The 11996-nt window shown below is 61.0% G+C and carries 9 protein-coding genes; 7 read left to right on the top strand and 2 right to left on the bottom strand.

Annotation, left to right across the window (positions count from 1 at the left end):
- Window positions 1-119 precede the first annotated feature (119 nt).
- From ASC90_RS22725 to xylA, 5 genes are all read left to right on the top strand, one after another.
- Window positions 120-1316, top strand: coding sequence for an HlyD family secretion protein (locus tag ASC90_RS22725; RefSeq protein WP_056545531.1), 1197 nt, complete (start codon window positions 120-122; stop codon window positions 1314-1316).
- A gap of 20 nt (window positions 1317-1336) precedes the next feature.
- Window positions 1337-2923: a DHA2 family efflux MFS transporter permease subunit gene (locus ASC90_RS22720; protein ID WP_056545529.1), complete on the top strand. Its 1587-nt coding sequence runs from the start codon at window positions 1337-1339 to the stop codon at window positions 2921-2923.
- 317 nt (window positions 2924-3240) lie between these two features.
- Entirely contained in the window at window positions 3241-4266 is a 1026-nt protein-coding gene (locus ASC90_RS22715) for a LacI family DNA-binding transcriptional regulator (protein WP_056545527.1), read from the top strand.
- Between the two features lie 18 nt (window positions 4267-4284).
- Window positions 4285-5739 carry a xylulokinase gene (xylB, locus tag ASC90_RS22710; RefSeq protein WP_056545525.1) on the top strand — a complete coding sequence of 485 codons (1455 nt, stop codon included), beginning with the start codon at window positions 4285-4287 and terminating at the stop codon, window positions 5737-5739.
- Window positions 5740-5819: 80 nt separating this feature from the next.
- The gene (gene xylA / locus ASC90_RS22705) at window positions 5820-7130 is read left to right on the top strand and encodes a xylose isomerase (protein WP_056545524.1); all 1311 of its coding nucleotides are present in this window, start codon (window positions 5820-5822) and stop codon (window positions 7128-7130) included.
- Between the two features lie 148 nt (window positions 7131-7278).
- Here xylA and ASC90_RS22700 read toward each other — a convergent pair whose 3' ends face one another.
- The gene (locus tag ASC90_RS22700) at window positions 7279-7995 is read right to left on the bottom strand and encodes an MgtC/SapB family protein (RefSeq protein WP_056545522.1); all 717 of its coding nucleotides are present in this window, start codon (window positions 7993-7995) and stop codon (window positions 7279-7281) included.
- A 198-nt stretch (window positions 7996-8193) separates the two neighbouring features.
- Window positions 8194-9225: a LacI family DNA-binding transcriptional regulator gene (locus ASC90_RS22695; RefSeq protein ID WP_056545521.1), complete on the bottom strand. Its 1032-nt coding sequence runs from the start codon at window positions 9223-9225 to the stop codon at window positions 8194-8196.
- Between the two features lie 167 nt (window positions 9226-9392).
- Here ASC90_RS22695 and ASC90_RS22690 point away from each other — a divergent pair, with 167 nt between their 5' ends.
- On the top strand, window positions 9393-10916 hold the full coding sequence (locus ASC90_RS22690) for a sugar ABC transporter ATP-binding protein (protein WP_056545794.1): 1524 nt from the start codon (window positions 9393-9395) through the stop codon (window positions 10914-10916).
- Between the two features lie 73 nt (window positions 10917-10989).
- Window positions 10990-11991: an ABC transporter permease gene (locus tag ASC90_RS22685; RefSeq protein ID WP_056545520.1), complete on the top strand. Its 1002-nt coding sequence runs from the start codon at window positions 10990-10992 to the stop codon at window positions 11989-11991.
- Window positions 11992-11996 lie beyond the last annotated feature (5 nt).

The raw sequence follows: 11996 nt of genomic DNA, 5'->3' as shown, positions 1-11996 counted from the left end.
GTTAACAAAATCGAACCGGGCGGTTCGATAAGTCTTGATATGAACGTAAAAAGGCTTTATGTCAACTAAACCGAACCGTTCAGTTCGATTGGTTTCACTCGTTTTACCGGTAGTCGCCCATGTCGTCCAGCCAAAAAGCCAATGTCGCCCGAATCGTCACCGAACCCGCCGACACCGAGGATAAGGCTCAGGAAGCAGCAGTCACCACGGCCGAAGCCACCAAGGCTCCGCAGGCGCCCGCCGATACGCAGGCCGTGCCAGGCGAGAAGAAGAAGAAGCGTGGCCTGGCAATGCCGGTCATCGGGCTTGCCCTTCTGGCCGGTGCGGGCTGGTATGGCTACGACTGGTGGACGACGGGCCGCTTCATGGTCTCTACCGACGACGCCTATGTCGAGGGCGATATCGCCACGATCTCACCGAAGGTCACCGGCTACGTCGCCAAGGTCAATGTTGTTGCAAACCAGCAGATCAAGGCAGGCGACGTTCTCGCGACACTCGACGACGGAGACTACAAGATCGCGCTCGAACAGGCTGAAGCATCTCTCGACACAGAGAGGCTGTCGTTGCAGCGCATCGACGCGCAGATCGCCGGCGGCCAGGCAAGCCTCGATCAGGCAAAGGCCCAGAAGGTCGCACTGCAAGCGACCGTTCGCGGTGCCGAGATCACGCAGTCACGCGCCAGCGACCTCCAGGCAAAATCGGTCGGCACAACGGCCTCTCTCGACAGCGCCAACATTGCGCTCGATCAGGCACGTGCCAACCTAGTTGGGGGCGACGCCGCCATTGCTTCTGCCGAGGCGAACATCACGCTTATGCATGCGCAGCGCCGGGAGGCCGAGGGTACGATCCGCCAGTTGGAGCTTGCCCGCGACAAGGCTGCCCGCGATCTTTCATTCACCGTTCTTAAGGCACCTTATGACGGTGTCGTCGGCAACCGTTCTGTGCAGGAAGGCGATCTCGTATCGCCCGGCCAGCGCCTGATGGCGCTCGTGCCGGTACGCCAGCTCTATATCGACGCGAACTTCAAGGAAACGCAGATCCAGCATCTCGTTCCGGGCTCCAAGGTGACCGTCCACGTCGATGCCTATGACGATCATCCGATCGTCGGTACCGTCGAGTCGATTGCCCCGGCATCCGGATCCGTGTTCTCGCTGCTGCCGCCGGAGAATGCGACGGGTAACTTCACGAAGATCATCCAGCGCGTTCCGGTCCGCATTGCCCTGCCGCAGGATGTTCTCGACAGCGGTCGCCTGCGCGCCGGTCTCAGCGTCGTTGTCGATGTCGACACGCGCACTGCACCGGATGCGGCCAAGTAATAGCCTGACGAGGTAGCCCCATGGCCGCGAGCGCAACAGTTGGAACCGTTCCGGCCAATCCGGCTGCGGACCACATGGATCCCCGCAAGCTCATTGCGTTCATTGCGATGGTGCTCGGTATGTTCATGTCGATCCTCGACATTCAGATCGTGTCTGCATCGCTTGCCGAAATCCAGGCCGGTCTCAGCGCCGGCACGGACGAAATCGGCTGGGTCCAGACCTCGTACCTGATTGCGGAAGTCATCATGATTCCGCTGTCGGGCACGCTCGCCCGCATCGTTTCGACCCGCTATCTCTTTGCGGTCTCGGCTGCAGGCTTCACCATGGCCAGCGCGCTCTGTGCGACCGCGACGAACATCGACCAGATGATCGTCTACCGTGCGATCCAGGGCTTCATCGGCGGTGGGATGATTCCGTCGGTCTTCGCGGCTGCCTTCACGATCTTCCCGCCCTCCAAGCGCAGCATCGTATCGCCGATTATCGGTTTGATCGCCACGCTCGCGCCGACGATCGGCCCGACCGTCGGCGGCTATCTCAGCCATGCCTTCTCCTGGCACTGGCTGTTTCTGGTCAACATCATCCCGGGCATCATCGTCACCATCGTGGCCTGGAATTTCATCGATTTTGACAAGCCGGAATTCTCGTTGATCAAGAAGTTCGACTGGTGGGGCCTGTTCTCGATGGGCGTGTTTCTGGGCGCGCTGGAATACGTGCTGGAAGAAGGCAATTCCAATGACTGGTTCAACGACAGGAACATCGTCATCGGTGCGGTCGCCTCGGCTATCGGCTGCGTCGTATTCTTCTATCGTGCTTTCAAGGTCGATTTCCCCGTCGTTGATCTGAGGGCGTTCTCCAACCGCAACTTCGCGGTGGGCTCCCTGTTTTCCTTTGTCATGGGTATCGGTCTCTACGGGCTGACCTATATCTATCCGGTCTACCTCGGGCGCATCCGCGGCTATGATTCGCTGATGATCGGCGAGACTATGTTCGTCTCCGGTCTTGCCATGTTCTTCACCGCGCCAATCGCCGGCAAGCTGTCGACGAAGATGGATCTGCGATTGATGATGGCACTCGGCTTCGCCAGCTTTGCCGCCGGCACGTATCTCATGACCGGCGTGACCACCGACTGGGATTTTCGCGAGTTGTTCATTCCGCAGATCCTCCGTGGCTTCGGCCTGATGATGTGCATGGTGCCGATCAACAACATCGCGCTCGGCACGATGCCGCCGGCGCGTATGCGGGGTGCTTCCGGCCTGTTCAACCTGACGCGTAACCTCGGCGGAGCGGTTGGTCTCGCTGTGATAAATACGGTGCTGACCAACAGGCAGGACGTGCATTACCAGCGGATTCGCGAGGGCCTCGACTGGGGCAATCCGGTGGCGTTGGATCAGATGAAAAACATGACGTCGAACTACAACGCCTATGGCATGGACGGTGCCGCGGTTGCGATCAAGCAGATGGTCGGATTGGTGACCAAGCAGGCGATGGTCCTGTCGTTCAGCGATATCTTCCTGATGCTGACCGTGCTCTTCCTCGCGATGATCTTCGGCATCGTCCTGATCGACAAACCCGCTCCGCAGGGCGGCGGTGGAGGCGGTGGCCACTAGGCTCTGCGAGACATCGAAGGTCGCCCCGCCCGCCGCGATGGCGATGGGTTGTTTCCCCGAGAATTCATTCGCCGCGGATTGTCCGCCGTATAGAGTCCAGTTGGTTACCGGGTAGTGCACCCGCTCGCTTCGAGCTTGACGTGGCAGTTGTGCCCACCGAAGATGTTGCGAGACCGTGAGGAACGGCGGCGCGATTCAAGCCGGGGATAGTCGGACATCACAAAAAGCAATATGGATTCCCCGACAAAAAATATCTGTTCGCAAATTTTGATTTACGTACATCAAATTTGGAGTTAAAGGTCTCGGCAGGAGGAGTCATGAGGCCTACAGTTCACGATATCGCCGCTGCCGCGGGCGTCAGCCTTGCGACCGTCGACCGGGTGCTGAACCAGCGTCCGGGCGTGCGCCATGTGACGCGGGAGAAGGTCGAAAACGCCATTCGCGAGATTGGTTATGTGCGCGATGTCGCCGCCGCCAATCTCGCGAAAGGGCGCACCTACCCGTTTGTCTTCATTCTTCCCGCCAGTGACAATTCCTTCATGCACGGGCTGAACGCCGAAGTGCGCGCCGCCGTCGCCCGCGCGCCGGTTGATCGGACGGAGATCCGCACGATCGAAATCCCTGCCTTTGATCCGGATGCACTTGTCGCCGCGCTCGAAATGCTCGGCGAGGAGCGTCCCTCGGGGATCGCGCTGGTGGCAACGGATGCGCCGGAAGTGCGCGAGGCCGTCGATAAACTGGTCGAGAACGGTATCCCGGTCGTGACGCTGGTATCGGATCTCACCGGCTCGCGGCGTCATCACTATGCGGGCGTCGACAACATCGCGGCCGGACGCACAGCCGCGCGGCTTCTCGGGCGATTTCTTGGCGGCGCCGAGGGGGACGTTGCTGTTCTCGCCGGCTCAATGCTGGTTCGGGATCATCGCGAACGCCTCGAGGGGTTTGCAGCGGTTATTGCCAGGGAGTTTCCATCGCTTTCCATCCTGCCGGTGCTGGAGGGACGCGACGATCCGGAAATGGCGTACATGCTGGTGGCCGATGCGCTCTCGAAGAAGGGCGGGATCGTCGGCGTCTATAGCCTGGGTGCGGGTAACCGCGGTCTTATCAAGGCACTGAAGGCAAGGGCGGCCGATCGTTCGCTGACCGTCGTGGCGCATGAACTGACGGCACATACGCGCGCCGCGCTTATCGACGGTACGATCGACGCAATCCTCAATCAGGATGCCGGGCATGAGGTACGCAGCGCGATCCGCGTTCTCAAGGCGAAGGCGGACGGGCTCGCCGTCATCGACGGGCAGGAGCGTATCCGTCTCGATATATTCCTAAAAGACAATCTGCCGTAACGGCAAAGGGAGAATGACATGTATCTGGGTCTCGATCTCGGAACCTCCGGCGTCAAAGCCATGCTGATCGACGGCTATCAGAAGATCATCGGCTCGGCCAATGGTTCGCTCGACGTCTCGCGTCCGCATTCCGGCTGGTCGGAACAGGAGCCGTCGCATTGGCTGCGTGCCACCGAAGAGGCCGTGGCCGGGCTAAAGGCCAAGCATCCGAAGGAACTTGAAGCGGTAAGGGGTATTGGACTGTCCGGCCAGATGCACGGCGCGACGCTGCTGGATGCCGATGACAAGGTGCTGCGTCCCTGCATTCTCTGGAACGACACGCGCAGCCACGTCGAGGCTGCAGCGCTCGACGCAGATCCCAAATTCCGCAAGCTAACCGGCAACATCGTTTTCCCCGGCTTCACGGCGCCGAAGCTGGCCTGGGTTGCCAAGCACGAGCCGGCGATTTTCGCCAAGGTGGCGAAGGTTCTGTTGCCGAAGGACTACCTGAGGCTCTGGCTGACCGGCGAACATATCTCCGAAATGTCGGACTCCGCCGGCACCTCGTGGCTCGACACCGGCAAGCGCAAGTGGTCATCGGAACTCCTCGCTGCGACCGGCCTTGACGAGAAGCAGATGCCGACACTCATCGAAGGCACCGAGCAAGGCGGCAAGCTGCGCGGCGAACTTGCCGCCAAGTGGGGCATCGCAGGCGATGCTGTCGTTGCCGGCGGGGCTGGGGACAATGCCGCTTCCGCCTGCGGCATGGGCACGGTCCGCGATGGCGCCGCCTTTGTCTCGCTCGGCACTTCGGGCGTGCTCTTTGCCGCCAACGCCGCCTACCTGCCGAAGCCGGAAAGCGCCGTCCACGCGTTCTGCCACGCGCTGCCAAATACCTGGCACCAGATGGGTGTCATCCTCTCGGCGACCGATGCGCTGAACTGGCATTCCGGTGTCACCGGCAAATCGGCTTCGGATCTCACCTCCGAACTCGGCGAAACGCTGAACGTACCTTCCGGCGTTACCTTCCTGCCTTACCTCTCGGGGGAGCGCACGCCGCACAACGATGCCACAGTACGCGGCGCCTTCATTGGTCTCGGACATGAGAGCAGCCGTGTTGTGCTCACCCAGGCCGTTCTGGAAGGCGTGTCCTTCGCCATTCGCGACAATCTTGAAGCGCTGCGTTCCGCAGGCACCGATATCAGCCGCGTGACAGCCATCGGCGGTGGCTCACGCTCGCGTTACTGGTTGGCCTCGATCGCGACGGCGCTTGGCGTTCCCGTCGATCTGCCGGCGGACGGCGATTTCGGTGCCGCCTTCGGTGCCGCCCGCCTCGGCCTGATCGCCGCGACGGGAGCCGATCCCGTTGCCGTCTGCACGCCACCGAAAACGGCCGGCACGATCGAGCCTGTGACGGCTCTGAGCGGTGCCTACGGGGATGCCTACTCGCGTTACCGTGCGCTCTACCCTGCGATCAAGTCGCTGGCACATTAGGATTGGGCTGTCCCTCGCCCTGACAGGGAGAGGGACGCTCGCGGCAAGAACAATAGAGTCGAACCCAAGGAGACAGTACAATGAGCACCGGATTTTTCGGCGACATCCAGAAGATAAAGTATGAAGGCCCGGACAGCACCAACCCGCTGGCCTTCCGTCATTACCAGCCCGACGAGATCGTCATGGGCAAGCGGATGGAAGACCACCTGCGTTTTGCCGTTGCCTACTGGCACACCTTCACATGGCCGGGCGGTGACCCCTTCGGCGGCCAGACGTTCCAGCGCCCCTGGTTCGAGGACACAATGAAGGCTGCGAAGCTGAAGGCTGACGTTGCCTTCGAATTCTTCTCGCTGCTCGGCGCACCCTACTACTGCTTCCACGACGCCGACGTGCGGCCGGAAGGCAAGAACTTTGCCGAGAACACCAAGAACCTCAACGAGATCGTCGATTATTTCGCTGAAAAGCAGGCCGCAACCGGCACCAAACTGCTCTGGGGCACAGCGAACCTGTTCTCCAACCGCCGCTTCATGTCGGGTGCCGCAACCAATCCGGATCCGGACGTCTTTGCATTCTCGGCAGCGACGGTGAAGACCTGCCTGGACGCCACGCAGAAGCTCGGCGGCGAGAACTATGTTCTCTGGGGCGGCCGCGAAGGCTATGAGACACTGCTCAACACCGACCTGAAGCGCGAACTCGACCAGATGGGCCGCTTCCTCAACCTCGTGGTCGAGTACAAGCACAAGATCGGTTTCAAGGGCGCGATCCTGATCGAGCCGAAGCCGCAGGAGCCGACCAAGCACCAATACGACTACGACGTTGCGACCGTTTACGGCTTCCTGAAGAAGAACGGTCTCGAAAACGAAGTGAAGGTCAACATCGAGCAGGGTCACGCGATCCTTGCCGGCCATTCCTTCGAACACGAGTTGGCGCTTGCCAATGCGCTCGGCATCTTCGGTTCGATCGACATGAACCGCAACGACTACCAGTCCGGCTGGGACACCGACCAGTTCCCGAACAACGTGCCTGAGATGGCGCTGGCCTATTACCAGGTCCTGGCGGGCGGCGGCTTCACCTCCGGCGGCACCAACTTCGATTCGAAGCTGCGCCGCCAGTCGCTCGATCCGGCAGATCTCCTGATCGGCCACATCGGCGGCATGGATTGCTGCGCCCGCGGCCTTAAGGCAGCGGCGAAGATGATCGAGGAAAAGGCGCTGTCGCAGCCGCTGGCGAACCGCTATGCGGGCTGGGACTCGGCCGAGAGCCAGAAGATGCTGCGCGGCGAATACTCGCTCGAACAGATTGCGGCCCGGGTGGAAAGCCAGGACGTCAACCCACAGCCGAAGTCCGGCCAGCAGGAACTGCTGGAGAACGTCGTCAACCGTTACGTCTGATGCCTGTCTGATTGAACAAAAGAGAGCCGGGGAGCGGATGCTTTCCGGCTGTTTGGATTCTGGCTGCAGGAACGCCTGCAGGCTGCCGGGGGAAGGAGCTGCTTCGGCCCCTGATGCGAGACAATATCCTTCAGGCGGAACAAGATGCCTATTCCGGCGGCGCGGTAGAGGTCCAGCTGCTGGAGAAGATATGGGGAGCAAGGCTCAGCTGGCCGATCAGCTGCTCTATCAGCTTGTCTTCTTCACGCGTGCTGAAGACGACGGCCTTCACCTCCGCCGAACCGGTATCGTCGACCGCGTGGCTTTCCATGGAGTGGAGACGAAGTTTGCTGGGGCTCAACGCTTGCAGCAGCTGGGTACGTACCGTTGCTTCATCGTGTGCGGCGCATTTCAATTCGATGACATAAAAGCGCTCGATGGCGTCGTGGGCTGGCGCCAGCGAGCTGATGTAGATGCCTAGTCGGGGAAGTCCGACATTTATCGCGATGATGAGGATCGTCGCCTCGATGGCCTCGATCAGCATTGCGTAACCGGCAAGAACGCCGATCGCACCGGTTGCCCAGACCGTGGCGGCGGTGCTGAGGCCGCGCACATTCGTTCCGTCGCGCATGATCAGGCCAGCGCCGAGGAAACCGATACCGGTGACGACCTGGCCACCCATCCTGACATCGGGAATGTCGTGCAGAAGTGCGGGGAGTGACGTGTAGATGGCTGCTCCAAGCGAGACAAGCGCGTGGGTGGTCAAGCCAGTATATCTTTGTCGCCACTGGCGTTCGATGCCGACCAGCGCGCCCAGAAAGGCAGCAGCCAGCAGCCGCGGAGCGATCAATAACGCTCCGGACCAATCGGAGGCAAATTCCCACATTGCAAATTCTCCAGCCCCGTATCGCGTATTGATCGCCGCAGCGATGCCGGATGTCAAACCCGGCAGTACGGATGGAGGTTCGGGGCAGTATGCCGGCTGATACGCGCCGTCACGCCAAATCCGGTGGTGGAAAAGTGTCCGAAGCCGATCGCGCCAAACGGGTGCCCGGCCACGAACGGCTGCACTGCAGCTTTCAAATCAACGCTTGTCCCACTTGCGCGAAGGCGCGGATACCGAATTGCGAACCACAAGGTCGGGGCGCAGCAGGATTTCGGTCTCGGTGGGTTGGCCGTCGGACAGAAACTCCAACAGAAGAGACATGGCCTGTTTGCCGATCGCTGTTCGCGGCTGACGGATGGTTGTCAGCGGAGGCGACATGAACACGGCTTGCGGCACGTCGTCGAATCCGGTCACCGAGAAGTCTTTCGGGATGTCGTAGCCTCTCGCGCCGAGGCCGATCATCACGCCGATGGCTGTCTGGTCGTTGACGCACATGAAGGCGGTCGGCAGGGTGTCGCGCATGAACAGCTGCTCGACGGCATGGCGACCGCTTTCCAGCGTTCCTTCACCCTCCAGGACAATGCGCTGGCTCGGAGCAACGCCGGCCGCATCAAGGCCTTCATCGTAACCCTGACGACGTCTCGAATAGGCGAGGCGGGTTCGGGAATCTCCGATGAAGGCAATCTTCCGGTGGCCTTCAGCAAGCAGCAGGTCGACCACCTTGCGCGCGCCCTCGGTATCGTCGACGCCGACGTAGGGAATGCCGCCATTGAAAACCGGCTCGAAAACGCCCACGCTTGGCGGCAGTCTGGCCGTCATGGTCTGGTGGCCGAAGGGTAGGATGCCGGTGAAGAGGATCAGTCCTGCGGCCTGGTTGGAATTGAGAAACTTGAGATATTCGAGACCGCGCTGGGCATCATTTTGAGTATGGCCGATGAGGATGCCGTAGCCGTGGGAACGGGCTTCGTTTTCGAGGCCGACGAGAATGTTCGAGAAATTGGGGTCGCCGATGTCGGGTGCCACGACCAGGATCATGTTGGATCGGCCAAGCCGAAGGCTGCGGGCCATGGCGTTGGTCGTATAGCCGGTGATGGCGATTGCCTGATTCACCTTGAGACGCGTGGAGTTCGCGACTTTCTCCGGCGTATGGATCGCCCGCGATACGGTCGCGATGGAAACCTCGGCGATCCGGGCAACGTCTTCGATGGTAGCGGGCGAGGAATTCGACACTGCGTTCTTGCCTTGGGGCTGCATTCGCGGCGACACTACACAGACTGAATGGCACGTCAAAGGTGGAACCAGGCAGATCTGTGTAAAGCCACGATGTAAACCTTTACATGCCGTATGTAAAGGTTTACATACCACCCAAGCGGATGGGAGTCCGCATGGAGGATGTCATGACTGTGGAGCCTGTCGAGGCAGCGCCGGTGGTATTGTCGGCCAAGCGCATCTGCAAATCCTTCAATGGGGTGCAGGTGCTTTTCAGCGTCAATTTCGACCTTCGCGCCGGTGAGATACATGCTCTCATGGGCGAGAACGGTGCAGGCAAGTCGACACTGGTCAAGGTCATGTCCGGCTTCGAGCAGCCGACATCGGGCGAAATCCTTCTCGACGGCAAGCCTGTGACGCTCCCCGCGAATGGTGCGGCGGAAGCGCTCGGCATCGTCATCATCCACCAGGAATTCAATCTTGCCGAACACCTGACTGTCACCGAGAGCCTGTTCCTCGGGCGTGAGGTCACGCGTTTCGGCGTCCTTGACCGCAAGTACATGCGCGGCGAGGCGCGCAAGGCGCTCGACCTGCTCGGTTCGCATGTCGATGAAAATGCTCTGATCAGCACGCTCTCCATCGCAGACAAGCAGATGGTCGAGATCGCCAAGGCGATCAGCCGCGACGCGCGGGTGGTTTTCATGGATGAGCCCACGGCGGTGCTGTCGCGCGAGGAAACCAATTTTCTGTTCAAGCAGGTCCGCAAACTGCGGGACAAAGGCACGAGTTTCGTCTTTGTCTCGCACAAGCTCGACGAAGTCATGGAACTCACCGATCGCGTGACGGTGCTTCGGGATGGGCAGTGGGTGAAGACCTCGCCGACATCGATCCTCGACGGTGAATCGATTGCCCAGTTGATGGTCGGGCGTGAGCTCTCCAGTCTTTATCCGACCAAGGTCGAGCCCGATGTCGACGAGGAAGTCGTATTGCGCGTCGATTCCGTTTCGACGGGCTATGTCCAGGATGCTAGCTTCGAGGTCCGCAAGGGCGAGATCATCGGCTTCTCTGGCATGATCGGATCCGGTCGTACCGAATTGATGGAAGCGATTGCCGGTCTGCGGACGCGCGCATCGGGTGAAGTGGTCATCAAGGGAGAGGCCGTCGCGTCCGGCGACGTGCATGCGGCAAACCGCTGCGGGCTCGCCTATATGACCAAGGACCGCAAGTCGAAGGGCCTGCTGCTTGGATCGAATATGGTGGCGAACCTGACACTGCAGTCGCTCGAGCAACATTCGCGGCACGGCTATCTCAGCCCCGGCAGCGAGGCGGCGGCGCTCGCAAAGGCGCGGCGGCGCTTCGATATCCGCGTTCGCGACAGCAATATCGTCGCCGGCCGAATGTCGGGCGGAAACCAGCAGAAGCTGCTTCTCGCCAAGGTCATGGAGACCGAGCCGGAGATCATCATCATTGACGAGCCGACGCGTGGCATCGACGTCGGCACCAAGCAGCAGATCTATCATTTCATCTCGGCGCTGGCCCGCGACGGCCGGGCGATCGTCGTCGTTTCATCCGAAATGCCGGAGGTCATAGGCCTGTGTACGCGGGTGGCGGTGATGCGCGAGGGGCGGATCGTCGGCGTGCTCGAGGGCGACGAGATCTCCGAACAGGAGATCATGCGCTATGCGGCCGGCCTGAAGAAGAAAGCCGCCTGAGGCGGCGACAAGCGGCCGCTTCAGGCGGCACGACAGACAGAATGCCCAGCAGGGACGGGAGGTTGGTTTGGAGATGAGTGTGAACGAGGAGACCAGGGAAATCAGACGGCGCTCCTGGCGGGATATCGACCTGCGGGCTGTTGCGCCCTTCGCCGCTCTCGCGCTGCTGCTGGTGGTCGGCGCACTGGTGAATCCAAATTTCATCGGCATCACCAACCTTGCAAACGTCGCCACCCGCAGCGCCTTCATCGCCATTATCGCCGTCGGCGCGACGTTTGTGATCTCGTCCGGCGACCTTGATCTTTCGGTCGGTTCGATGGTGGCGTTCGTCGCAAGCCTGATGATTCTGCTGATGAATTCAGGAGTAATCGCCAATCCGGCTCTGATGCTGGCCGTGGCCGTGGTCTTCACGATCGTTGCCGGCGCGCTTTGCGGCCTCGCGAACGGCCTGATCACGACGTTGGGCAAGATCGAGCCGTTTATCGCGACGCTCGGTACGATGGGCATCTATCGCGGCCTGACGACATGGCTGTCGCAGGGCGGGGCGATCACACTGCGTTCCGCCGAGCAGCAGTCGCTCTATCGTCCGGTCTATTTCGGCTCTATCGCCGGCGTGCCGGTGCCGATCGTCGTGATCCTGGCCGTCACCGCCGTTGCCGCGTTCATTCTCTATCGCACCCGCTACGGTCGCCATGTCGTTGCCGTGGGCTCGAACAGCGATGTTGCCCGTTACTCCGGGATCGCGGTCAACCGCGTGCGTACCATCGCCTTCGTCATCCAGGGGCTTTGCGTCGCCATCGCCGTGCTACTCTATGTGCCGCGCCTCGGCTCGACCTCTGCGACCACCGGCATTCTGTGGGAACTGCAGGCGATCACTGCGGTCGTTGTCGGCGGCACGGCGCTCAAGGGTGGTGCCGGCCGCGTCTGGGGCACGATCTGCGGCGCTTTCATTCTCGAACTCGTCGGCAACATCATGCTGTTGTCGAATTTCATCAGCGAGTATCTGATCGGCGCCATCCAGGGCTCCATCATCATCATCGCCATGCTCGTCCAGCGGTCGCTGGCGCGCAGGTAAGGAAT

Origin of the sequence: Rhizobium sp. Root1220, assembly GCF_001426265.1 — a bacterium.
Classification (GTDB): Bacteria; Pseudomonadota; Alphaproteobacteria; order Rhizobiales; family Rhizobiaceae; genus Rhizobium.
Note: the sequence above shows the minus strand (reverse complement) of the source record. Positions and strands in the feature narration are given on the sequence as shown.

What these genes read in the sequence shown, in the direction of transcription:
- ASC90_RS22700 (WP_056545522.1), bottom strand. Translation starts at nt 7,995, where the DNA reads ATGTGGGAATTTGCCTCCGATTGGTCCGGAGCGTTATTGATCGCTCCG.
- ASC90_RS22715 (WP_056545527.1), top strand. Translation starts at nt 3,241, where the DNA reads ATGAGGCCTACAGTTCACGATATCGCCGCTGCCGCGGGCGTCAGCCTT.
- ASC90_RS22690 (WP_056545794.1), top strand. Translation starts at nt 9,393, where the DNA reads ATGACTGTGGAGCCTGTCGAGGCAGCGCCGGTGGTATTGTCGGCCAAG.
- ASC90_RS22720 (WP_056545529.1), top strand. Translation starts at nt 1,337, where the DNA reads ATGGCCGCGAGCGCAACAGTTGGAACCGTTCCGGCCAATCCGGCTGCG.
- xylA (WP_056545524.1), top strand. Translation starts at nt 5,820, where the DNA reads ATGAGCACCGGATTTTTCGGCGACATCCAGAAGATAAAGTATGAAGGC.
- xylB (WP_056545525.1), top strand. Translation starts at nt 4,285, where the DNA reads ATGTATCTGGGTCTCGATCTCGGAACCTCCGGCGTCAAAGCCATGCTG.
- ASC90_RS22725 (WP_056545531.1), top strand. Translation starts at nt 120, where the DNA reads ATGTCGTCCAGCCAAAAAGCCAATGTCGCCCGAATCGTCACCGAACCC.
- ASC90_RS22685 (WP_056545520.1), top strand. Translation starts at nt 10,990, where the DNA reads ATGAGTGTGAACGAGGAGACCAGGGAAATCAGACGGCGCTCCTGGCGG.